The sequence below is a fragment of the Shewanella sp. Isolate13 genome, from assembly GCF_022398325.1.
GTDB lineage: Bacteria > Pseudomonadota > Gammaproteobacteria > Enterobacterales > Shewanellaceae > Shewanella.
In genome coordinates this window covers 49,455-73,411 of record NZ_JAKEVD010000014.1, presented here as the reverse complement: position 1 = coordinate 73,411, position 23,957 = coordinate 49,455, and the positions used below count along the sequence as shown (strand labels likewise).

21 protein-coding genes are annotated in these 23,957 nt (G+C 46.8%); 6 read left to right on the top strand and 15 right to left on the bottom strand.

Features of this window, described 5'->3' with window-relative positions; translation table 11 throughout:
• The first annotated feature begins 10 nt into the window (after positions 1-10).
• Genes L1D44_RS11075 through L1D44_RS11065 form a run of 3 tightly spaced genes read left to right on the top strand, consistent with a single transcriptional unit; the run spans position 11 to position 3,452 of the window.
• The gene (locus L1D44_RS11075; RefSeq protein WP_239890613.1) at positions 11-919 is read left to right on the top strand and encodes an alpha/beta hydrolase; all 909 of its coding nucleotides are present in this window, start codon (positions 11-13) and stop codon (positions 917-919) included.
• Positions 916-2,214, top strand: a complete 1,299-nt coding sequence (locus L1D44_RS11070; protein WP_239890611.1) for a DUF4056 domain-containing protein — start codon at positions 916-918, stop codon at positions 2,212-2,214. The genes L1D44_RS11075 and L1D44_RS11070 overlap by 4 nt, the downstream gene beginning before the upstream one ends.
• Positions 2,214-3,452 carry a BamA/TamA family outer membrane protein gene (locus L1D44_RS11065; protein WP_239890609.1) on the top strand — a complete coding sequence of 413 codons (1,239 nt, stop codon included), beginning with the start codon at positions 2,214-2,216 and terminating at the stop codon, positions 3,450-3,452. Before L1D44_RS11070 ends, L1D44_RS11065 begins: the two co-directional genes overlap by 1 nt.
• An 82-nt stretch (positions 3,453-3,534) precedes the next feature.
• Here the strand turns inward: L1D44_RS11065 and L1D44_RS11060 are convergent, their stop codons facing one another.
• From L1D44_RS11060 to L1D44_RS11040, 5 genes are all read right to left on the bottom strand, one after another.
• Positions 3,535-4,278 carry a cupin domain-containing protein gene (locus L1D44_RS11060; RefSeq protein ID WP_220768274.1) on the bottom strand — a complete coding sequence of 248 codons (744 nt, stop codon included), beginning with the start codon at positions 4,276-4,278 and terminating at the stop codon, positions 3,535-3,537.
• A 179-nt stretch (positions 4,279-4,457) separates the two neighbouring features.
• Entirely contained in the window at positions 4,458-5,531 is a 1,074-nt protein-coding gene (locus L1D44_RS11055; RefSeq protein WP_239890607.1) for a DcaP family trimeric outer membrane transporter, read from the bottom strand.
• Between the two features lie 275 nt (positions 5,532-5,806).
• Positions 5,807-6,949, bottom strand: coding sequence for an OprO/OprP family phosphate-selective porin (locus L1D44_RS11050; RefSeq protein ID WP_220768313.1), 1,143 nt, complete (start codon positions 6,947-6,949; stop codon positions 5,807-5,809).
• A 44-nt stretch (positions 6,950-6,993) separates the two neighbouring features.
• A complete protein-coding gene (locus tag L1D44_RS11045; RefSeq protein WP_202723249.1) occupies positions 6,994-7,362 on the bottom strand; it encodes a cytochrome c3 family protein in 369 nt (122 codons plus the stop codon).
• A gap of 11 nt (positions 7,363-7,373) precedes the next feature.
• The gene (locus tag L1D44_RS11040) at positions 7,374-8,885 is read right to left on the bottom strand and encodes a flavocytochrome c (RefSeq protein ID WP_239890605.1); all 1,512 of its coding nucleotides are present in this window, start codon (positions 8,883-8,885) and stop codon (positions 7,374-7,376) included.
• Between the two features lie 344 nt (positions 8,886-9,229).
• Here L1D44_RS11040 and L1D44_RS11035 point away from each other — a divergent pair, with 344 nt between their 5' ends.
• The gene (locus tag L1D44_RS11035; protein WP_239890604.1) at positions 9,230-10,021 is read left to right on the top strand and encodes a TetR/AcrR family transcriptional regulator; all 792 of its coding nucleotides are present in this window, start codon (positions 9,230-9,232) and stop codon (positions 10,019-10,021) included.
• Positions 10,022-10,196: 175 nt separating this feature from the next.
• On the opposite strand, the gene L1D44_RS11030 is transcribed toward L1D44_RS11035, so the two are convergent.
• From L1D44_RS11030 to L1D44_RS11010, 5 genes are all read right to left on the bottom strand, one after another.
• The gene (locus L1D44_RS11030) at positions 10,197-11,330 is read right to left on the bottom strand and encodes an OprO/OprP family phosphate-selective porin (protein ID WP_239890602.1); all 1,134 of its coding nucleotides are present in this window, start codon (positions 11,328-11,330) and stop codon (positions 10,197-10,199) included.
• 61 nt (positions 11,331-11,391) lie between these two features.
• Entirely contained in the window at positions 11,392-11,850 is a 459-nt protein-coding gene (locus tag L1D44_RS11025) for a DUF3299 domain-containing protein (protein ID WP_239890600.1), read from the bottom strand.
• 58 nt (positions 11,851-11,908) lie between these two features.
• On the bottom strand, positions 11,909-12,649 hold the full coding sequence (locus L1D44_RS11020) for a cupin domain-containing protein (protein WP_239890598.1): 741 nt from the start codon (positions 12,647-12,649) through the stop codon (positions 11,909-11,911).
• A gap of 39 nt (positions 12,650-12,688) precedes the next feature.
• The gene (locus L1D44_RS11015; protein WP_239890596.1) at positions 12,689-13,039 is read right to left on the bottom strand and encodes a cytochrome c3 family protein; all 351 of its coding nucleotides are present in this window, start codon (positions 13,037-13,039) and stop codon (positions 12,689-12,691) included.
• Positions 13,040-13,049: 10 nt separating this feature from the next.
• The gene (locus L1D44_RS11010; protein WP_239890594.1) at positions 13,050-14,552 is read right to left on the bottom strand and encodes a flavocytochrome c; all 1,503 of its coding nucleotides are present in this window, start codon (positions 14,550-14,552) and stop codon (positions 13,050-13,052) included.
• A 188-nt stretch (positions 14,553-14,740) separates the two neighbouring features.
• On the opposite strand from L1D44_RS11010, the gene L1D44_RS11005 reads away from it, so the two are divergent.
• Together L1D44_RS11005 and L1D44_RS11000 are read left to right on the top strand one after the other, a co-directional pair.
• Positions 14,741-15,508 (top strand): TetR/AcrR family transcriptional regulator, encoded by a 768-nt coding sequence (locus L1D44_RS11005; protein ID WP_239890592.1) that lies wholly within the window; start codon positions 14,741-14,743, stop codon positions 15,506-15,508.
• Between the two features lie 104 nt (positions 15,509-15,612).
• A complete protein-coding gene (locus L1D44_RS11000; RefSeq protein ID WP_239890590.1) occupies positions 15,613-16,704 on the top strand; it encodes a branched-chain amino acid aminotransferase in 1,092 nt (363 codons plus the stop codon).
• Between the two features lie 62 nt (positions 16,705-16,766).
• Here the strand turns inward: L1D44_RS11000 and L1D44_RS10995 are convergent, their stop codons facing one another.
• From L1D44_RS10995 to L1D44_RS10975, 5 genes are all read right to left on the bottom strand, one after another.
• On the bottom strand, positions 16,767-17,168 hold the full coding sequence (locus L1D44_RS10995) for a hypothetical protein (protein WP_239890588.1): 402 nt from the start codon (positions 17,166-17,168) through the stop codon (positions 16,767-16,769).
• Between the two features lie 310 nt (positions 17,169-17,478).
• Positions 17,479-18,426, bottom strand: a complete 948-nt coding sequence (locus tag L1D44_RS10990) for an acyltransferase (RefSeq protein ID WP_239890586.1) — start codon at positions 18,424-18,426, stop codon at positions 17,479-17,481.
• Positions 18,427-18,433: 7 nt separating this feature from the next.
• On the bottom strand, positions 18,434-19,339 hold the full coding sequence (locus L1D44_RS10985; RefSeq protein WP_239890584.1) for an acyltransferase: 906 nt from the start codon (positions 19,337-19,339) through the stop codon (positions 18,434-18,436).
• A gap of 241 nt (positions 19,340-19,580) precedes the next feature.
• Positions 19,581-21,104, bottom strand: a complete 1,524-nt coding sequence (locus tag L1D44_RS10980) for an EAL domain-containing protein (protein ID WP_239890583.1) — start codon at positions 21,102-21,104, stop codon at positions 19,581-19,583.
• Positions 21,105-21,547: 443 nt separating this feature from the next.
• Positions 21,548-23,068 carry a YifB family Mg chelatase-like AAA ATPase gene (locus L1D44_RS10975; protein ID WP_239890581.1) on the bottom strand — a complete coding sequence of 507 codons (1,521 nt, stop codon included), beginning with the start codon at positions 23,066-23,068 and terminating at the stop codon, positions 21,548-21,550.
• Positions 23,069-23,957 lie beyond the last annotated feature (889 nt).

Genomic DNA, 23,957 nt, shown 5'->3' with positions numbered 1-23,957 from the left:
AGGGGAGAATATGCGCCATATTTACCTATTACTTTTGACGTTATTTCTGAGCGGCTGCTCCGCGGTCGATATTATCGACTCTCGAGAGAAACAGCAGTTGCAAACAGCAGGGTTTGAGCAGCATAAGCTGGTTCTGCAAGAGGGCGGTGAACTTAATTATTGGCAGGCGGGACAAGGTAAGGCTGTGCTGCTTATCCACGGCTTTGGTGGTACTGCAGTAACCAGTTGGCAGCAGGTGATGCTGGAGCTCAGTCAAGACTACCGAGTTATTGCCCCCGATCTCGCCTGGTTTGGAGAGTCTGTGAGTCAGGCTACCCCAAGTTTAGCGACTCAGTCGCAGGCGGTAATGCAGTTGATCCAAGCGTTGCAGCTGGAAAAGGTGAATGTGGTTGGAATCTCCTATGGCGGTTTTGTTACTTTTGATCTGATGATTAATGAGCCTAAGGTCGAGAAAGCGGTATTGCTGGCAAGCCCCGGAGTGCTGTTTTCTGACAATGATTTGCTGCAGATGAATCAACGTTTTGAGGTCGATGATCCTAGTGAGATTTTTGTGCCTGAAACAGCAAAACAGATGCGACGCTTACTCGATGCCACCTTCGTCGATTTTCCTTGGTACCCGGGTTTTATCGACTCGAGTATTTATGACAAATACTTTGCGGGTTATCTCGACGAGAAGCGAATGCTTATCGAGGGACTTCCCGCAGACAGAGATCGAATCGCTGCCAATATAGTGGTCGACTCCCTACCTCCTAGCGTGTTGATCTGGGGGGAGAATGACAAGGTCTTTCCGCTAGCATCGGGTGTGCAACTCGCCGATTACCTGACGGCACCTATCGTGGTCATTCCACAAGGGGCTCATGGGATCAGCAACGACTATCCTGAGATTGTCAGTCAAACCATTAAGGCATTTGTACAATGATGAGTCGTTTATTCAGCCATGGCGCCGTGGGGGCTATGGCTATTTTTGTACTGAGTGGCTGTGGTAGTAGCGATTGGCAGGTGCGAGCCTTGCCCAGTGAGGTTGCCATTGGCGCGGCTCTCGACAACGAACCCGACATAAACCTTTTGCACGCGATAGAGCTGCAAGAGCTGCCATTAGTGCAGATCCCTAAGGCGGTGCGCCCTTGCTGCGCCTTTGGTAACGCTCAAAAGGTGACGATAGGGCCCGTTCCAGTGCCTTTTTTCCGCTATGCCAACACCTTAGCCGTCGATAGCGTGGGGCCTCATGCCTATGAAGCGGGCACCTTTAGCTATCAAAAAGATGCGCCAAATGGCAGTCGCGGTACTGAAAATAACGGCCAGATGTATACCCTACAAGGGGGCTTTATCGATCTGGCCCATGTGCGCGACACGGCCGACAATGCCATCGCACTGTTTTACCGTATCTACCCAAAGCTTGGTGAGCTACAAACCATTAAGCTCCCAGATGAGATTGGTCCGAGAACCATAGAGCTCAGTGAGTTTGATATATCAAGCTTAACCGCAAGGCAGCGCTGGGAGGTCGCCGCTGCTATTTCGGTAAGGCTGGCCTACTTTATGGCCGAAGCCCATGAAATCGCCCAGTGGCATGGCTATCGCAGCTGGGCGCCATGGTCCGAAACCGTGTCAGCCTATTCGCCAGAAGATCTCTACTCCAACATGCTGGGGGCAAAAATCGCCTTGGCGCTAATTAACAATAACTTGGCGATGAATAAAGAGCTGTATAACCAGCATATGACCCAATGGTTATCGGCCACGCTTAACTGGTTACAGCCAGTTTCAATTAAGCAGACTAACGCACTTTTTGATGTGACTGATGGTCACTGGTGGGACTCGCAGCAGCCATTGCCGAGCAAGTTTATGTTACTCAAACGCCACTATAAGTTAGGCGATCAGCAGTCGCCTTATCTAGTGCCTAAAGCTATGGCTCAGTCCCATAGTAAGTGGAGTGAGGTGGAGGAGATATTTGAGTTGTCTCAGCAGACGCATCATCTCTCTTTGAGTAACGCTACCCATGGGATCGATATCGATGCTATTGCGAAGCAGAAGCTGATTGTTAGCGACAAATTCAGAGATAGCTTCAAACATATTCCCGCAGAGCTGTGGCAGGACGGTTTCACTCAGGCCGATTTCTATCAAATTAGCCAATATAACCAGGCGCAAGATGAGGTTGAGCTGCGACAGCACCAGCAGCGAGATGATGTAGACAACCCCGTGACAGCACAGGAGAAGTAATGACAGCTAGATCGAGCAAAACGGTTCTGGGTTCTTGGTTTACTCGATGTACGCTTGCACTGGCTTGTATCTCCACGCCTGCATTGGCGAAGGAGGTTGTTGATCAAGACATTGATGTCGATAAGGCGGCTGAAGTTGCGCAGGTGACAGATGAAGAGCAAGATGACAAGACGTCTCAAGGCTGGCTAGAAGATTTCTTGCAAACCTTAGGCGCCGATGGTGAATTTGATCCCGACAAGCTGATCGATTTTAGCTACCTGCCGGGGCCATTTTATAACCCTGAGATGGATTTAGGTGTTGGGATCTCGGCGGTGGGCTTATACCAATATGACCCCGATGATGAGGTGAGTCAGTTATCATCCTTAGTCATTAACGGTCTCGCCTCGACTAATGGCGCATTGGGCGTGGCGGTGGCCAATAAGACCTTTATCAATCAAGATCGGCAGCGTTTTTACCTGAACGCTGAAGTCTATGATGCGCCCGATGTCTTCTATGGGGTGGGTTACGATACAAATCATCAAGACGGGAATCGGGTCGAGTTTAACCAGCGTATCATCTCGGTTAACCCTATGCTGCTGCAGCGGATGAGCCCGACTAGCTTCGTGGGGATCGGTTTCGATTTTAGCTACGCCGATGCTAGCAAAATTAACCTGTTAGACTCGGATGTCGATACCGGCATACTCGATGAGAGTTCTCGCAGCGTCGGTGTGAATCTGCTGCTCAATCACGACAGTCGAGACAATGTATTAAACCCGCAGTCGGGGCGGATCTTAGAGATAGATGCGACCTTCTATCGCCAATACTTGGGCAGTAAAACCGACTTCGATGTTTATAACGCGCTATACAGCGAGTATATGCAGACTGGGCGTGGCGAAGATATCTTAGCCTGGCAGGTGCGAGGGCGGTTCACTAGTGGTGAGGTGCCATGGGATCAGCTTTCTAAAGCCGGTGGTGGCGATCTACTTCGAGGCTATACATCTGGGCGTTATCGCGATAAGCAGATGTTGATGAGTCAGATTGAGTATCGCTTAAATCTGCCAGGGCGTCACGGCATGGTGTTCTGGGGCGGGGCGGGTGTGATTGCCGATGATATTAGTGAGCTCGATGGCAATAAAATTCTGCCTAATGGCGGCATAGGCTATCGATTCGAGGTTAAACCCCGAGTGAATCTAAGGCTCGATATGGCGTGGGGCGATGGTGACAGCGGCTTCTACTTTAACGTCAACGAAGCGTTTTAAAATAGAAAGTGAATGAAAAACAAAAGGGCTCATATGAGCCCTTTTTTAGTTAACGAATTTGCTTATTTATTAAGCTTAGGACTTATTTCTTGAAGATAGCTTCGTTAGTGCCGTATGGGCCTAAGTTTAGGTCACGCTTACGGATCTCATCAACACGGTCGAATGCTTCTTCTGCTACGCGTAGGTTCTTAACGTCTTTGCGCCAGTAGTACTTGAAGCCGTTGAAATGCGCGTTGTTCGGGTACCAGTACATCACACCTAGGCCTTTGTCAGACATGATAGGTGTGTTGTGGATAGTCGCGCCAGGAATGTAGAAGTACTGGCCTGTGCCTAGCTTCTTGAACTGGTTATCGGCAAGGGTTTGGCCTTCACCGTTTACTACGTAGTAACACTCTGGCTGACCATGGAAGTGTGGCGCGTGGTCAGATTTACCACCGTCGGTGATCCCGATAACCACTGGGCTATCTGAAAGCTCTTTCCAGATGTAACCAACAGGAGACTTGTTACGGTCACAGTCTTTAACTTCTAGTACGTTACCGTCATCATCAAGGGTCTTACAGAAGCGTTGATCTTTAGCGATGCTGTCGTTTGCCTGGATGGTTGTGAAATCAATCTCACCCGCTTCCCATGCTGCGATATAGGCTTCAACTTCTGGATTGCTACACTGCTCTGGCATAGTGTCTTGTGGTGAATATGGCGTGCTGTCGTATGGGACTGGTGTCATCTGCTGGTATGGCAGTTGAGCGTGGTCACACTGTGGGCCCTGAGCAAATGCTGCTGTCGAAGTTAGTGCGGCGATACCGAACATCATTTTTAGTTTCATCATTCTCTTCCTGTTTTTTTAGCTTATGCAGCTAAAGCTGCGATATTGTGCTCGTTTTAACGGGCTTGAGCTAACAATAAAGTGATAGGGGCTGCGTAAAGTTGAAATGGATCACGCAGCATTTTAAGCAGCAAACTTATTCGTGAACTCGGTCGCGAATAATCTTTCTTTTGCTGTTTTATTTAGATGTGAAATTGCAGGCTCAACTGAGCGTAATTTGATGCGCCTTGCGGTGCCGTGCCATCTTCATAGGGGCTGACTCCATCATCAATCTGGTAACGACCGAGTTCAAAACCTAACGCCAATGCCGGGGTGAGATTGGTGAATAGATTCACTCCCGCATGAAAGCGATTGCTCTGTTCCTCTTCGGTGATGGTGTGGCCGTAGAACAGACTGGAGCGAGTGCGCTCTGTCCAGAAGTGGCGATAGGCAAACATGGCAGATGTGGTGGTTTCTATCTCGCCATCGATCATATCCCTAGCCGCATCAGTGCCCACATAACGGCCTAAATTGCCATAGTGAACTTGCAGGCGAATATCATCTTTCCCCACAGTTTTCAGTTTGGCTGCCAGTGAGACTCCTGCGCCAAATTGTGCCGTATCCTGAGGATCTAAATAGCGAAACAGGCTAGATACCGACACGTTGCCCCAGTCGCCTTGTTGATCGAATCTAATCACCGCATCTGGGATATAGTCATTACTGGTATCGACCCACTTTTTATCGGCGTCAGTACTGCCTGCTTGAGTGCCATAGGTATAAGGGTTTTCAAGCGCAAACTGCCAATTCTCGGTGTTGTAACGCACTAAAGCCTGACGCACCATCGCTTGGCCAACTAATGGCCCACCTAAGTCTGCGGTTTCCGCAAAGGCGCTGGTGTTGACCATAGTCGACCAGGTTTGTCCTGCAGTGAAATCGTTATAATTGATATAGGCATGCCTTAAGCGTGGGCTATAGGAGTTAGAAAAGGCCGCATTTCCTTGAGCCGAGCCAGAGAAATCGATCTCTGCGAAGCCAGTGACATTGCCGTGAGTGATCCCGACATTGAAGCGGCTTTCGGCGGCGCTAAATTGGGTTCTTTTTGCCGAATTGGTGACGCGACCACCGCCGGTCCAGCTATCTTGAAAGGCGATGTTGCCATCTACATAGCGAGCATTGGCTTTTAGGAATCCACCGAAATGGTATTCACTGGCCATGGATGACTGCGAAACAGCGCCAAATAAACAGATACAAATAGAGACTCTAGTCATCGATTTCATAGTTAGTTCTTGTAGGGAAGAGTAAAAAAGCCCTCATGCTATTTTGTATAGAAAGGGCGTGATCCAACGAGGCGGCAGCAAGCAGGGATGCTGTACCTAGTCCAGTTATTGGGAGAATCTAAAATTTAAAGGGAGTGACAGAAGCGAAGTGAGAGCAGCTTCGCTTCTGTCGGTAACGCGAGTTAACCTTGTTAGGCCTGCTAATGACCCTATGCGTGATCCTGTGCTCGAGTCATCGGTAAGCGTTAACCTAATAGCTGAAAGTTAAGCAACTATTAGAAGTAGTAACCGAAGTTAATGTTAACGCGCTTATCCCAACTGTCGCCCATTTCTGGTAGACCCACGTGGTCGTTGTTAGCGGTAGAGAAGGTCATGTTCTTACCCATAACGAAATCGACCATGGTGTAAGTTGGGCCTGCAGAAATCGCACAGCCCGTCACGTTTTGCATGCTGTTGTCATAGCTAGCATCGTCAACATCAGGTGTCATCAGACCAAAATCGTTATAACACTTAACACTGCCCCAATCGGTGGCGAATGTCTTAGCGATGTTAGCGCTATAAGACTGACCCTTAGAGGCGATCTCGTACTGCCAGCTCACAACCGATACCGCGATCTTGTTCGCATCAACGGCGTCTGCGGCATCGTATTCGTACTGCATAGCTTGCAACTGTAAGTTCCAGCCTTTATAGCTGCTATCTAAGTGAAGCGCGACGGCGTAACGGTCACCGTTGTTGCCTGTATTGCTGTTATAGATCTGACCATACTGCACCGAACCACCAAGAGTCGTTTGACCGCCTTCGTGTTCCGCGGTGTAAGTCTGGCGCAGGTTGAACTGGTTGGTCTCTTCGTTGAAGTACTCGATACCGCTTGCGGCTATGGTACCGCTGTATAGGTCGGTAGAGTAACGCTTGTTCTCAGATGGACCGTATTCAGCACTCTTGTAGAAGGCTAAGTCAGTATGCCAGCCGTTCTTTTCGTAAACGGCCTTGATACCTGTGTCATGATCATCTTCAAAACCTAAGTAATAAGGAATGCCAAACCAGTAGCTGTTTGAGATGAAGTCGCGGTTACCAAATGGCACCTTGTTAATACCAAACTGTAGTTGCCAATCAGGGTTTACATCGTAGTATGCGTAACCGTATTTGATGTAGTCAGTGCCTGAGGTAAAGCGGTACTCGGCCGATAATCCCCAGTCACCGTGTTTGCCATCAAATTTGATTGCCGCCATATCGAAATAAAAGTCACCGCCTTTATCTTTATTGGCTTGGTCATAGTCTCGGTAAGCGTAGTTAACACGTACCGCGCCGCCTAGCTTGATGCCGTCTTCAGTTTGCTCTGCAGCAAAAGCCGCTGAGCCTGAAAGTGCGATTGCTGTAGCCACCATCGACAACATAAACTTAGTGGTATTTTTCATCATCATTCCCTATTTCTATTTTTAGATTTGTAAATTAATCAGTCACATTACATCTCTTCAAACCAAGTACGGTGGCACTCTGTACAGACGGGTGCTTTCTTTTCGTGCTCGGCATGACACGCTAGGCAACTTGCGCCTTGGTTGTAATGCAGCGATTTATGAGGGTGTGCCTCAGGGATCGCCAATTTGCTTTCATCGACAGGGATGCTGTTGATGTCGCCATGACACTCAACGCATGCCGCATCGGTCGCATTCTTCTTACCAGAGCCTTGGTGGCAGGTTTGGCAGCCATCTTGGTAGATAAACTCGTGGTTGATGCGGCCTTCAGTCTTGCCTTTCATCTTGACTAGCTCGCCAGCCATCACATTGCTAGATAGCGCTAGGCCAAGTAGTGCGCTTAGTAATAACTTGTTCATTTGACGGCTCCTTAAAGATCGGCTTTGATGGTTTCAGACACTACGATACCCATGACTAGACACTCTAGGCAGGATGTAGAGCTCAAACGGGCTTCACCGTGGATGCCACCTGTTACTTCACCAATGGCGTATAGATTCTTGATAGGTTCCATAGAGCGGCCATCGATTACACGAGCGCCTAGATCGGTTTTTAGACCACCCATGCAGTAGTGCACTTTCGGCCAAATGCGTGATACGACGAATGGGCCCGTTAGCGTTTCTGCCGTATCCATCTTGCGGTTGAATAGCGGGTCTTGACGGTCATTAACGTGCTTGTTGTATTCTTTGATGCTGCGCTTAAGCTCAGCAGCTGGGATATCGAACTTAGCTGCGATCTCATCGAGTGAGTCAACTTTCCAAGCCATCTTGTCGCGAAGGGCGCGCACAACACGGTCGTCATTGGCGTAGTTGTTGTAGTTGAAGAACACCACAGGGTAAGCTGGGCTACCGTCGGCGTTACGGTTCTTCATAATCGCTTCAGAGCAGGTCTTACGGTCTGCACGCTCGTCCATAAAACGCTTACCGTTTAGGACGCTGATCGCCACACCTTGGTGCCAGCCGATAGATAGCAAGGCGTTTGACCAACCGAATCCACCTTCATCTGGTGAGCCCCAGTGGCCCGTTTGGATTAGGTTCATATGTACAGGCAGCGCGCCGTGAGCCATTGCGGTTAGGGTCACTTCGCCTGTCGCGCCCATTGCGTTGGTGCAATCGAGCGTTGGATCGAGCGATGGATCAACTGCTTCACGTAGCTTCATGTTGCGAGCGAAACCGCCGTTAGCCAGTACTACTGCTTTGTTTGCTTTAACAAAAAGAGTGGTGCCAGTGTTTAGATCTGGGAAGCGGTAGTTCTTACGAACCTTAACGCCGATGATCTGCTGACCGTCCATGATGAAGTCTTCGATATAGTGTTGTAGGCGGTAATCAACGCCCTCTTTTACGCCAGCTTCATATAGTTTGGTGGTGATGTCACCGCCAGTACCGTGTTGGGTACGAATCGCGCGAGCCTTGTTGTGACCGCCTACCTGAATGTTAAAACCATCACGGAATTTAACGCCGGTATCGATACAAAGATCGTAGGCATCTAGAGAGCGGTTAGCGATTTGGCGTAGCGCAGGTTCGTTTTGCATGCCGCGACCAGAGATAATCTGATCTTTGACTAACTCTTCTGGTGAGTCGTCGTTGACGCCTTGTGCTAGCTGGATAGGGTTCTTAGGGATCGCCAGCCAGCCGCCGTTGATTGCCGAGTTACCACCAATCACCTGCATCTTTTCTAAAACAAGTACAGAACCCAGTCTTTGGCGCTTAGCATTTAGCGCCGCAGAAAGGCCAGCAAAACCAGAGCCAACGACAATCACATCGACGCTTTCGTCCCAATTAATCTCGCCACAGCTTTTAGCTTGTACTGTACCGGGTAAGGTTGCCGCTAAACTACCAACGGCAGCACCGGCACTGAGTTTTAAAAAGTTTCTTCTACCTTGCATTTTCTTGTAATCCTCTAATAGGGAATGCGGTAACGATAAACGCAAGTTCAGTTGCTAAAGGTGAACTAAGTCACGCCATTTTTTCAGTGACAAATTTATTCGTGAGGCAGCTCTCGAATAAATTTTCTCTCAAAATACTGGCCGAAATGAGAAGCAAGAAAATGTGAATGGAATCGATATTGGGTTACAAGTTATTGCGCTAATGTTTATATGACGTAATTCACAAAGCCTACTAATAAAGTGGTATTAGCGTGAAGTGAATCCCGATTAGGAAAGAGATATCTATAATCTGCAATTGTTAGAAGCGCATAATCGGTTCAACTGTAAAACTAGGCTTGTAATAGATGAAATGTCCCACAGAAGCGTTGCCCATGATGCGCTGCAATCAGATACTCGATGCCGCCGAGCAGCTTATTGAGTCTCAAGGCATAGTGTCATTTAAGTTCTCGCAACTCGCAAAAGAGGTGGGATGTTCCACTGGCACCTTGTATAAATTTTTTGAGCGTAAAGAGGATGTATTAGTCTGCCTATTTTTACGCAGTGCGACCTCTAACCACTTGCCAATATTTATTAACAAATATCCCGATTTAACTGCCCAAGAAAAAGTGCTGTTACCCATTCTGTTTACATTTGAAACTATCAAGCGCAGTAAAAGCTTCTTTACTCTGCGCTCAGTTTCGGTCAACACCATGGTGTGGCAGCTCGCCAGCGATGAGAAAGTGGATCGCTTTAAGAAGCGTATCAATGCGTTTTGGGGCTGGTTTACCGACTCACTCAATGAAGCGGTAGCAAAAGGCGAGCTTGAGGCCACGCCGCTGCAAGTTAAAGAGTTAGTGCAGGGGATCACCTTCTACCTCACTGGCTCGCTTACCCAGTTCGAAAGCCAGTTGATTGCCCCTGAGTACTTATCAAACCGTCGTGAGACCTGTTACCGCCATCTGGCACGCTTAATGGGACAGTACAAGTGGACTAAGCCACTCACCCCAGAGCTGTTTGATTCACTGGAGCGAAGAAGCTCAAGCTTCTTCGATAAACATTATCGCGACCATATGAGCTGTAGTGCTTGTAGCGCATTGGCATGCTCTTCGCTAGATAGCGATTCCGTTTGTTTGCGTAAGAGGGAGTGTGCGGCTTAAATTTTTACCAGCACAGACATAATAAAAAAGCCCTCTTAGATTAAGAGAGCTGGGTCTGAAGTATTGATGTGATATATGAGATGGGCATCCTCTGTGACCCTAAAAAATCAGGTTGGCAGTTAATTACTGGAGCATTGTAATTGACTGCCCAACCATTAGCAGGGAGAGTAGTCGTCTAAAAGTAGTATCCAAAGTTGATATTGACGCGATTGTCCCAGTCATCGCCGACTTCTGGCAGGCCGACATGATCGTTGCTGGCTGTAGAGAAGGTCATATTTTTGCCCATGATAAAGTCAATCATGGTGTAGGTTGGACCTGCAGAAATCGCACATCCTGTGACGTTTTGCATACTATTGTCGTAAGTTTCGTCGGCCACATCAGGGGTCATTAAACCAAAATCGTTATAGCATTTAACACTGCCCCAGTCAGTATCAATTGTTTTGGCAACATTAGCGCTATAAGACTGCCCTTTTGTGGCGATTTCGTATTGCCAACTCACCACCGAGACGCCAATTTTATTGGGATCAACTGCATCAGCAGCGTCATATTCATATTGCAATGCTTGTAGCTGTAGATTCCAGCCGTTGTAGCTGCTGTCTATGTGCAGTGCTAACGCATAGCGGTCACCATTGTTTCCGGTTTTGCTATTGTAAATTTGTCCAAATTGCGCAGAGCCGCCTAAGGTGATTGAGCCACCTTTGTTCTCAACAGTATAGGTTTGACGCAGGTTTACTTGGTTGGTTTCTTCGTTGTGATACTCAGTACCATTGATGGTACCTGAGTATAGATCCGTCGCGTAACGCTTATTCTCAGATGCTGCGTATTCTGGATTTTTATAGAAAGCTAAGTCGGTATGCCAACCGTTGCTTTGGTATACCGCCTTGATGCCGATGTCGTGATCATCTTCAAAGCCGAGATAATAAGGTAGACCAAACCAAAAGCTGTTAGAAATAAATTCAGGGTTACCAAAAGGCACTTTATTAATACCAAATTGTAATTGCCACTTGGGATTAATGTCATAAAAGCCATAACCGTACTTGATGTAATCAGTACTTGAGGTAAAACGATATTCTGCTGCAAGCCCCCAGTCATCTAGCTTACCGTTAAATTTTATTGCTGCCATATCAAAGCTAAAGTCACCTGCTTTATCTTTGGAGCTTTCACTGTAGTCTTTATAGGCGTAATTGACTCGAACAGCTCCGCCGACATTGATGCCGTTTTCTGGGTTTTCAGCGAGTGCTGGTGTTGCTAAAGTGGATAACACTGCCGCTGTCGCTAGGGCTGACAGTGTAAAGTGTGTCTTGTTCATGAGCTTTCCTTGATTTTCATTCTTACCAGTATCATGGTTGCAGATACTTATGATTTACGTCTTAGTGTTGATGGTCTGTTGATGAAGCCACTTGAACAGGGTATGGGATAGCATCAATGCCTTGCAGGTAATAGCCTGTTTTGGCAAACCCTGATTGAGCGCTTTTAATACTGAGTTTGCCCAATATATAGATAGGTTGTTCTGCACTGGGTACAGCAACAGGTTCATCAAATACCACGTGGATTAACTGATTTGGCGGTGAAGGTGGCTTATGAAAACAGGCACCTTGCTGTGGTGTTAGTAAAAAGTTTTTACTGTGACTTTTGCCTTGGCCGTCTAACGGCACAATGAAGCCTGGAATAATCACATTTTTGCCGTCTAAGGCTAAATTGACATTGGACTCTACAGGCAATTCAGTTCCGCCGGGAGCAAGTTGGCTCCACAGAATAGAAACGGCTTCCTCAGCTAAAGCGTTGCCACAAAAGAGTATGCTAAGCAGGATGATGACTGTTCTATGCATAATGTTGTATCGGGGCTAATTTGCGTTAGCCCCTCTCTTCGTTAAAGGTTAAAGAAGGTTATTTTGACTTTTGAACAACATCCCAGCCATATCCACCATTACCTGAACGAACAAGCTTAGAGTTGGTGTATGGAATGAAATCAAACATTAATTGCTCACCAGGTCCAACGTCTTGTGGCCACTGGTATTTAAAAGTTGAAAACTTGCCATCTAGTGGGAACCAGTACATGTAGATAAGATCTTGGTCGTCATAGGTGTTTGGCGTGTAGTGCATTGCTTTACTTGGGATCTCAATATAATCACCTGGGCCAAATGGTTGCATCCGCTCTTGTGCCCAGGTTAAGCCCTGACCGCTTAATCCGTAGTAACACTCCATTTCGCGGTGGTAGTGTGGAGCTGCTGTACCTGGCGCAACTCGTACTAAACCAATGACTGTAGGTTCATCGTTAAGTTCTTTCCAACACATTCCCACTTCAGAGTCAGCAGCACCGCCTGCAGGACAAGGGATCAGGTTGCTTGGATCATCTACTCGCCATGTCAGCCAGCCTGATTCATTAGCACCTTTACCGCCATGATCATTAGACTTAACGGTGAAGATATCTTTTTCACCACTTTGTAGCTCTTTTAGATAGGCCATGGCTTGTTCTTGCTTACAGACCATTGGCATCACCTTTGTTGGTGCGTTAATTGTCGATAATGTTGGCTTTTCATTGTGCCAAGGCTTATCAGCTGGTTTGTCTGCAGCGACAGCGCAACCTGTGACGAGAACTGCCGATACGGCGAGTAGTTTTTTCATCATTATTTCCCCATGTTTTGATGTTTTATTGAGTTAATTTGCTTACTTAAACTTTGGATAATCGAAGTTGTGACAATCCATACAGATAGCTTGCTTCTTGGTATGCTCCCCGTGGCATTCCATACATGGCGCTTCTTGTCCGTAGTGCATGCTGTCGTGTGGGTTTTGTTTGGCTTCGTGGCCTTCTCGTTTGGTTAGCTCTGCCACTTCCGCCATGTCATGGCATTGCAAGCAAGAGTTGTCAGAAGGGAAGGCCTTCATTCCTTGGTCATGGCAAGTTTTACAACCCTGCTCATAAACCATTTCGTGATAATCTCGTTTGTCTCTAGCTTGTGCCGATAGTGCGATAACGCTGCTTACAGTAAGCACAAGTAAGGTGTTGATTAGTTTCATGTTGGTTTCCTTATGCTTTCATCATCGAACGGGCGGCAGTGACACCAAAGGCCATGCATTCGGGTGTTGAACAGCCACCGAGGCGACTCACACCATGTACACCGCCTGATACTTCACCTGCAGCGTATAGTTTTGGAATAGGAAGACCGTTTTTCGCTGCTATCACTTCTGCTTTAGTGTTGATTTGAATACCGCCTTGGCAGTAATGCACTTTTGGCCATAAACGCTGCACAATGAATGGCGCGGTTAGGTAGATACCTGTGCTCATGTTCATGCGTTTGCCAAACTGCGGATCTTCGCCAGCTTTCACGTAGGTGTTCCAGTCTTCTATCTGCTTTTTCAGTGCTTTCTCTGGTAGGTTGAAGTGCTTAGCGATAGCTTCAACGTTGTCAAATTCCCAAGCTACGTTGTACTTGAGCACATTTTCCATTGATGGGTCTTTTTGTGCTTCATGCTTAGGGGCAATGAGTAATGCAGGGTTAGGATTTCCATCTTTATCTCGGCGTTGAACTTCTAAGTCTGCGCGAGTTTTACGGTCAGCAGTTTCATTCATAAAGCGCATACCAGTATTACGATCAATCGCGATTGAATGTGGGAAGTTATACAGTGAGAAACCTGCGCCGTAGCCAAAGCCACCTTCGTCTGGAGATGCCCAGGGGCCAGATTGAATAAAGCTTAGATGTACTGGCATAGCGCCTTCGGCTAGCATGGCAATCAGACCATCACCAGTTGCGCCGCGAGCATTAGTGCAACCGACTTCGCTGCCTAATGTGGGGTCTAGTGCTTGACGAAATGACACATTGGCACCAAAACCACCGGTCGCAATGAGTACGCCCTTTTCTGCTTTTACATTAATGAGCTTGCCAGAGTCTTCATGGCCAAAGTGGTAGTCTTTACGGATTTGGATGCCAAGTACTGTGCCATCTTTATCCGTGATAAGGTGCTCGAACTTATGACGGATCTTAGTTTTTACCCCGTAACTACGTGCTGTTTTTAACATTGGACGGATAAAGCCAGCGCCAGAGCGTTCTACGACTTGGTGACTGCGAGTCGCACTAGTGCCACCGGTATTAATAATGTGATCGCGATAAACACAACCGCAGTCTTTGGTTAATTGATAAATGTAGGGGCCGAGTTCAGCGCTATGACGTAATAGCTCTTCACTGGCATAGCCTCGGCCTGAAGCAAGTTGGTCTTGCACCATGAGTTCGGCACTATCTTCAATACCTAACTTTTTTTGTAAATCGGTATTGGCGAAGCAGGCTTGGCCAGCATTTAGTGTAGAGTTACCGCCATAAACACCGAGTTTTTCAAATACCACAATATCCTTGGCACCGAGTTTTCCAGCTTCAACTGCGGCAGCTAGTCCTGCGAATCCAGAACCTACGATGACAATTTCATGTGCTTCATCCCATTTTACATCTGATGAATTCGCACTAACTGATAATGGTGCTAATGCGCCGACAGCGGCAGCTCCAGCACCAAATTTTAAAAATGAACGTCTTGTTTGCATTTTGTAGCCTCCAATTAACTTGGGTTAACAATATGCTTTGAGGATGTAACTAAGCATGCGCGAAATCACACTTTATATTGGAGGAGAAAGTTTTTTGTGCAGAGCCTCAAGAAAATGTTTCTTTTAAGTATCTAATTCGACATATCACCGTAGTATTTAATCTAATTAGTAAAAAATAAGGGGCGATTATGCAATGTCCTAGCAATAATTTGGATGCTATTCGCTGCAACCAATTATTAGATGTTGCGGAGCAACTGATTGATAGTCAAGGGGTTGTTTCATTTAGGTTCGCGCAGATAGCTAAAGGTGCGGGTTGTTCAACGAATACCTTATATAAATATTTTGAATCTAAAGAAGATGTATTAGTTTGTCTATTTTTAAGAAATACAACATCCAGTCAAATACCTACTTTTGTAAGAGAAAATCCAGATTTAAATATTCATGAACGAGCAGTTCTTTCTATTTTATTTACATTTGAAGTTGTGAAGCGCAGCCCAATTTTTAACATTTTGCGGGTTGTTTCCATTAATAGCATGTTTTGGCAACTTGCAAGTCCAGATAAGATTGAAGTTCTGAGAAATAGAGTGAATCTTTTTTGGAGTCGAATAAAACGTCCTTTAGAAGAAGCGGTTGAACAAGGTGAGTTACAAGCGACACAAGTTGAAATAGATAACCTGAGTCAGGCGTTGTATTTTTTTCTTGCTGGTGCCACATCTTCCTACGAAAGCAGGTTGATGGAAGAGCAGTACTTAGTTAATGACGATGAAACAGGTTACCGACATATCAGCTGTATAATGAACCATTATCAATGGCGTCAGCCTATTACCCGGGAAATGATGCAAGCACTATCTATACGCATCCGAGAGTTTCTAGATAAAGGACATGGAAATATTCGCAGTTGTGAAACCTGTTTAGCCATCGGCAAGCTATCTGATTGTAAACAGCAAGACCATTGATTATATCGATAATATAATTGATCAATAGGTGGTAATCCGGCGTTTTGCTTGACTTTTTTATGACCACTGATAGGCTGCTCAGTCAGTAATCAAGGTGGTATACAATGCAAATAACTTATAATTTAAAACCTGCGTTAGAGCGCCGTAGCGAACAGTTTAACCCTACAAGCAATGTGGGATTTGGTAACCTCAGAACCGATCATATGTTTTTGATGGATTATCGCGATGGGCAGTGGTGTGATCCAAGAGTTGTTCCTTATGGTCCATTTCAGGTGGCTCCAGGTGCTATCGCCTTGCATTATGGTCAGTCAGTGTTTGAAGGTGCTAAAGCCTTTCAACATGAAGACGGCGAGATCTATACCTTTCGTATTGATAAGAATGCCGAACGCTTAAACCGTTCTGCAGATATTCTTTGTATTCCAGCTATCCCAGAACAGATGCAGATTGATGCCATCAATGCCTTGATCGATGTCGACCGTTTATGGTTCCCGATGCAAGAGGGCGCCTGTCTCTATATTCGCCCGTTTATCTTTGCCACTGAAGACCGTTTATCTGTAAGCCCGAGCGAGCAATACACCTTCTGTGTGATGCTAAGCCCTAGTGGCCCTTATTATAGCGATGGCTTCGATAAGGCGATTCGCCTGTTGATCAGTGAGCGTTTCCACCGTGCGGTTTCCGGCGGCACGGGGGCTTCTAAGGCTGCGGGCAACTACGCGGCATCGCTAAAGGCGGGTAAGGCTGCTGCCGAATATGGCGCCGCGCAGGTGCTGTATTTGGATGCTAACAATAAGCAGATCGAGGAAGTAGGGGCGATGAACCACTTCCACGTGCTGAAAGACGGTACGATTATTATTCCAAAATTTACCGACACCATCTTAAAGTCGATTACCTCACAGTCTATTCTCGATTTGGGTGAGTTACTGGGCTGCGAAGTACGCCAAGAGACGGTGATGTTGGATCAGTTTATTAGCGATATCGAGTCTGGTGAGATCATCGAGGCGGGCGGTTTTGGTACTGCGGCCGTAGTATCGCCAGTAGGCTCTTATATCTTTGAAGATAACCGCGTGGTTACCGTTGGAGATGGCGAAGTGGGTGAGCACACTAAGCGGATCTATAAGGTATTAACTGAGATCCAGAAGGGCCATATTCAAGGGCCAGAAGGTTGGGTGCAACACGTGAAGCGTGTGCAGATTTAAGCGCTTTAACTCTGTTAGTTGAATGCTAAAGGCTCCTTATGGAGCCTTTTTTATGATTGCTGTTAAAGCGTGATGACGGTGTTAATCATCACCGCTTGGCGATTAATGTTTTGTGCGGTCGGGTGAAACTGATACTCGCTTGCTCCAGTGAGCTCATCTTCAGGGATTTTAGTACCATCGCTGGTGTTTTCCATGCTGACCTGCTGCATCTCTCCGGAGGTGTTGATCACAAAGGAGACCCTATAGCTTGATTTACCTTGCGCCGTTTCGGCAGTTGACTGGGGTAATATCTGCTGCCAGCTGATGAGGGTGTCTTTTGTCACCCAGAAGCGAGCCATCTCACTACCGCTAAGTTGCAGTGGTGTCTTATTTAGGTGACTGATATCTTGATTTGCACAGCCCATGCTAGTCAATATTAAGAGGGCAGCGAAAAAGCCATAGGCTAATTTTAGTGGTTGATGCATTCTGATACACTTATTGTTGTTATGTAAATCTTGGGCGGTAAAGCTATCCTTTTGGGTGAGGTAAGTCTAGTCAAGATATTGACGCACCAGAATCTTTGGCTGGGGGATATGCTGTAGGGTTTATTGAGGTTGGAATGTAGTTTGGTGTTTTGTTTTAATGCTGGTTAAAGTTGCTTAATATTGGTTGTTTCTTAGGTTTTTGAACTGTTTGCAGTGAATGTAATTTATTTGACGTAAGTTTAAATGTTGCAGCTTAAAGGTGAAATGAATAGGCAGGAAGATCTGCCTATTCAGAGGAAGGAGCACCTTATTATTGATTCGAGGCGCTTGGCTTCTCGATTAGATGCTCACTCGGAACATTATGCTTAAGCATAAGCTGGTGGATCTCTTCATCTTTCTGTTCCCAGATCTCATTTAGCCAGCGTTGGAACTCAACGCGGTAGGCCGCTTCAGCAAAGTAGCGCTTGTTGTCTACCTTAGGTACTGGAAGCACCTTCACTCGCACGACTATCTTCTTCATACGGCCATGCATCACCTCATCTAAGGCATCCTTTTTTATGGCTTCAGGATAAACCAGAGTGACGTCGAGCAGGTTGGTAAACTGTTCACCCATGGCGGAGAGTGCAAAGGCTATACCACCGGCCTTAGGGCGTAATAGGTAGCGATAAGGCGAGTCTTGGCGAATGCGTTTCTCTTCGGTAAAGCGACTGCCTTCAACATAGTTGATGATCGAAGTTGGCATATTACGAAACTTCTCACAGGCGCGACGAGTGGTCTTTAAGTCTTTGCCTTTGAGCTTAGGGTTCTTCTTCAGTTTTGCCGGACTGGTACGGGTCATAAAGGGCATATCCAGTGACCAGCAACCTAAGCCTAAGAAGGGCACATAGAGTAGCTCTTTCTTGAGGAAGAACTTAAGCATAGGAATATGATTACGCAGGACATATGTCTGGGCGGCAATATCAAAGCCACTGAGGTGGTTACTGATCAGTAGATACCAGCTGTGCTTATCTAGGTTTTCCAGCCCTTCAACATCCCACTCGATATCGGCAAGTAGATATAATATCCCACCATTGCAGGTAGCCCAGGCCCACATAAAGCGGTTCATAACATGGGTTAAGCCGTTACGAACTAGGGTTATTGGCAAAAGAAGTTTAAATATCCCCCCAATGATAATCAGTGAGGCCCACACCACGGTATTAATGATCAATAACAGGGTGCTTAAGAAATATAAGACAGGTCCGGGTAAAAAGTTCAACATCGTGCGCTTATGCCTCTTCTCGGGTGTTTTCAGCTTGTGCTAATTGGGTCAGTACTTGATCTTTTTGCTGCCAGATTTGGTTTAGCTGCTCTTGGAAGCGGATCTTAAATTGACGGTCTTTGATGTAGTCTCCGCGCAATTCGTCACCAATATCGCTAACTTCGATATGCACTCTTACCTCATCGACTTGACCGCTAATGTACTCCCAATAGCTAGGTACTTTACCTGGGTAGTAGATGGAGATATTAACCAGCTTATGGATATGCTCACCCATAGCAGAAAGCGCAAAGGCCATACCACCAGCTTTAGGTTTGAGTAGGTGATTGAAAGGAGAGTTCTGTTTGCTGTGTTTACCCGGATGAAAGCGAGTCCCCTCAACAAAGTTCATCACGCTAACGGGCTTACTTTTAAATTTGGCGCAGGCTTTACGAGTGATCTCTATATCCTTGCCGCGGAGTTTAGGGTTTCTCTTTAACTGGGCCGTGCTGTAGCGACGCATAAAGGGAAAATCCAGTGCCCACCAAGCGAGTCCGAGAACGGGAACGAAGATCAGTTCCTGCTTTAAGAAAAACTTTAAGAAGGGGATCTTGCGATTCAACACTCGCTGCAAGATTAGAATATCTACCCAAGACTGGTGGTTAGCGATAACCATATACCACTCTTTGGTAGACAACTGAGTATCACCTTCAACGGTTAATTTGATGGGATGCAGTAGCTTTTCCACGGCGCCATTGACACTGATCCAAGCGCTGGCGCAAAAGTCGAGAAAGTAGGTGCAGGCTTTACGCGTCATAGCTAAAGGAATGAGCTTAAAAAGACTCACAATTAATATGGGAGTGACCCAAAAGAGCGTGTTAAGAAAATAGCAGAAAAAGGCTAAGCTTCCCCTAATACGTGACAGCATCGCGCCCATCCAGAACCTCAAGAAAAAAATTGGAGACCTATAGTACTCGTTGTCAGGTCTCGTCTCAATCTAGATGTTAAATTTTGATAGTTAACGGATCGGCTTTTCGGTGCTTTGAGAAAGTTTGTTAGTGAGCATGAGAGCGGGTGGTTATAGCTTGTTTTAAATAAATATCAGCCATAAATGCCAAGCCTTAGCTTGATACTAATCAGTATCAAGCTAAGGCTCGTTGTCGTTTCAACTTTAGGGGCTAACTGTTGAGCAGGTAAGCTCTGAGTTCCGTTGCTGCCAGTGCCTTGGAATAGAGCCAGCCTTGATGCAGGTAAACACCTAATTCTTTGAGATAATTAGCCTGTTCTAGGGTTTCAACTCCTTCTGCGACGAGGCTAATGTTTATCTCTTTTGCTATCGCAACATAGGAGCTAATTAGGAAAGGTTGATGATGTTCACTCAAGACCAGTTTAGTGAAGGCTTTATTAATCTTCAGGCCGTCAAACTCTAACTGCTGGATGAGTAAGCCACCGCCATAACCCACACCGACATCATCGAGTTTGATGCAACAGCCTAATTGCTTGCAGCCAGCGATAAATTCACGTACTGCTTGCCACGACTGAATAGGTTGGCGCTCGGTGAGTTCAAAGCATAACTGATCGACCGGATACCCTTTATTAGCCAGTAGCTGTAGATATGGCAGTAAATCTTGCTGCTCTATTTGATAGGCGCTGACGTTGATACTGCATCTCGCTATCTTATTACTTCTCAGTAATGATTTTAATTCACTCAGTGCAGTTCTTATCATCCACTTTGTTAGCTGCGGCATCACAGAATCCTGTTCCAGAACCTTGATGTAGCTGCTTGTTTCTCGGCACTTTCCATTTTTATTACGCCATCTGAGCAGGGTTTCAACACCGAATACCTGGTTACTTTTAGTATCAACAATAGGCTGATAAGCCAAGTAAAAGGCTTCTTTTTTTAGGGCTGATACGAAGCGGCGGTGCCAATAAAGCTTAAGTACTGGCTCACGAAACAGATAACCAATACCGGCTAAAAGTGCCATTGGTAGTAATAGTAATAGAAACACAGTTAACCACAGCTGATTTCTTGCACTTTCGTTAGCGATTAAGGTGTAGTTAAATTCAGAGTTTTTGGCTTGATAGCTGACGCTCGCAAACGGATTGCCATCGGCATTTTGGCTTATCCAATCTTGACCATTAACTTTAACTTTAATTCCACCACACATTTGGCACTTGGCGAGCACTTTATAAATGGCTTCCGCTGATTGCACTGGCACGAACACTTTTGTCGCACCGTCTATCACGCTGGCGTAGATGGTTCTTTGTTTATTGAAGGTGCGGGCGTCATCGCCTCTGACCAATCCATTGCCGTCGATGCCACGGCTAATGACATGTCCGCCTGCAGGAACTGGCCAGCGGCCGATAGCTGAGCAGATGTAATTATCGTCATTAAACCTAACCCAAGGCACGGGTTGATCGTTTTGTTTAAATAGCTTGTTTTTAAGTAAACCTATGGTCTCTTCAGAGCAGTGGTTCTCTTGCTCCTCTTGAAGCATTGCCTGTACTTCCTGCATCTGCGCTTTAGCCGCTAGATGTCTCTGCTGGTATTTCTGATCAATCTGCACGGCTACACTGGTTAACTGATGTGTTAACCAGTAATGGCTTAGGCTGAGGGACATTACCAATAAAGTAATAAAAGCAACGCCAGCAATGACAGACTTGATTGCATGTTTACGGTTATATTTGAGCTTACTTGGCATGGCCTTAATCAATAACTATTAGAAAATTTTGAATAATAGATGATAGCCCGTAGTCCACTGTTAACAGGTTGGGCAGGGGAGTCACCCATTCCAATCTTTAAGAGTGCGCATGGAAAGCCAACCTTGTTGGCGTGAATGCTATAAAAAAGCGGCTAGGTATGATTGAAGTAAATAAATGTTTGCTACTTCAACGTCATCTGGTTAACAAAGCTGGCGGAATTTACTGGAATATGGGGTTGGATTCAACTTATTTGTTTAAAGAGTAACAGTTATTTAATTTAACCATATCTTACCTAATTTCACGGTCGAGAGTCATCGCATTGAAATAGCCCAGCCTATTCATGCCCAAGTTGTTAATAAATGCAATAAAATCCGTGACTTAACTGACCGTGTTGAGGGTGTGAACAGGAGTCGGGGATTCTTATGTAATAACCTGACCGTCATCACTGTCTCGAGAGTGAAGCGAGTAGTCGATCCATAGCGCGATAGCCAAGTGCTTGGGCGATATGGGCACGGCTGACACTCTCTTCCTGTTGTAGATCGGCTATGGTACGGGCGACTCGCTGAATTCGATGGTAGCTGCGCACCGACAAGCCGAGTCGATGTACGCTCTGCTCTAAAAAGACTAAATCATCGCCGCTAAACTTGGCGTCCTGTTTAAGCTGTTTACCTGTTAGCTCACTGTTGAGCACGCCTGAGCGAGCGAATTGCCATTCTCGGGCATGTTGTACTCGCCTAGCTATGGTATCGCTGGTCTCGGCGTTAGTGTTTTGGCCATTGAGCGCGCCTATCGGTAGCTTAGGCACATCGATGGTGAGGTCGAAACGATCCAGAAAGGGCCCCGACAGTTTGCTGAGATAGCGTTGGATCTGCTCATTGCTGGCTCTAGCGTTATCGGCATCGCCACAGGGGCTGGGATTCATGGCGGCGATAAGTTGGAAGCGACTGGCAAAGGTGAGTTTTGCTGCCGCGCGGGAGATACTGACCTCGCCGGTTTCCATTGGCTCGCGTAAACAGTCAAGCACCTTTCTGGGAAACTCGGCCACCTCGTCGAGAAACAGCACACCTCTGTGGGCCAATGAGATCTCTCCCGGTTTAGGTTGTGCGCCGCCGCCCACCAATGACACCGCCGAACAGGTGTGGTGTGGACTCCTGAATGGGCGCCGATTGAAGCTATCGGGTTTGATGCTATTGCCCGCGACAGAGTGAATTGCGGCGACCTCTAACGCCTCGTCATAATTTAACTTAGGCAGAAGCTGCATCATTCGACTGGCGAGCATGGTTTTGCCGGTACCTGGCGGGCCAAGCAGTAATAAGTTGTGATTGCCCGCCGCAGCGATCTCTAATGCCTGCTTAGCCTGATATTGGCCTATCACCTCGCTTAAGCAAGACTCTTGAGGGCTTTGCTCCTGAGATAACCATTCAAGGTTTAGGTCGATACTCGGCAGCTGTGACTGACCGTGCAGATAGGCCGCCAGCGATTGTAGATGGCTGGCGAAGCAGACTTTTTCGAAACCGACTAATTCTGCATCTTCACGGTTATCAATCGGCAAGACTAAGGTGCTGCCGTGCTTGCTCGCTTCGACAATCACCGGGATCAGTCCTTGGCAGTAGCGCACGTGACCTGACAGCGCCAGTTCTCCGACAAATTCGTGTTGCTCAATGGACTTGAGCGGGATCTGTTTCGAGGCGGCGAGTATGCCAATAGCGATAGGCAGATCGTAGCGCCCCCCTTGTTTGGGCAAGTCCGCAGGCGCGAGATTAACCGTAATGCGGCGCATAGGGAATTCGAAACCAGCGTTGATCAGCGCGCTTCTCACCCGCTCTTTCGCCTCTTTGACTGAGGCTTCGGGCAGCCCAACTAGGTTGAATGCAGGTAGTCCGGTGCTTAAGTGGACTTCGACGGTAACTGCAGGGGCTTGGACACCGTGGCTAGCACGGGTGGCGACACAGGCGATGGGCATAAACAAATCCTTTTGTTTTATGAATGGGTTCTTTGGATAGGGAAATCCATTTTTCCCTTTGTTTTGCTTACTTTGTTTTAGTTTAGCTAAAGTTTGCTGGTTTGCTTAACGTAACAAACGGTGACTTGTTATTAGCAATCAAACTTCGTTTGATATTAACGTCGTCAGGCTACGCCTGACCAAAGTCGTGGCGCTTCGCCCCTTTCTGTTGTTAAGAGTCGAGCCAAGGGGGAAAGCGCTTGTCCCCAACTCTTTATTCCATAAGAAGAAACCCTCAGCGCCCCGACGAAGTTGTCTCCCTCGTACTTATTCGAAATAACCTAACGCTTCCGATGGGGCATCCTGCCCCGCGAAAGCTATGCCCACATCCGTGTGGGCATTACGGACTTTGGTTTACAAGGAGTCTTCAACGTACTTCGGCAACTCCGATGGGGAACTGGTGTTTTCTGTATGCTCTGTGTTGATGTTGGTTTCGCTCTTTCTATGGCTAACGTTGAAAGCTAGGCATTGCGCTTTTCTAACTTGGTGTAGATACGGCTGAAGCCTTCGGTTTCAGGGATGAAACCGCAGAGCGGCCAGGGATGGCGTAAAGCGTGCTTCAGCAGTGTCTGCACATGCGCTGGCCGCAGGCCATTGGAACCCGTGAAGCTGGAAGTTGGTTTGATGCTTCAAGTGATTATGAAGCTAAAGGTTCTCGGCTTTAGCTTTCCCCACTTCAAACATACGCTGAAAGCCAAACTGTTTCGCTTTTCTAACTTGGTGTAGATACGGCCGTGACCGTCCATGACATGGACGTCATGGCCGAGCTTCCAGGGATGGACTTGCTGCGTGTCACGGCAGTGTCTGCACATACGCCGACCGCAGGCCATTGGAACCACTGATGTTGGAA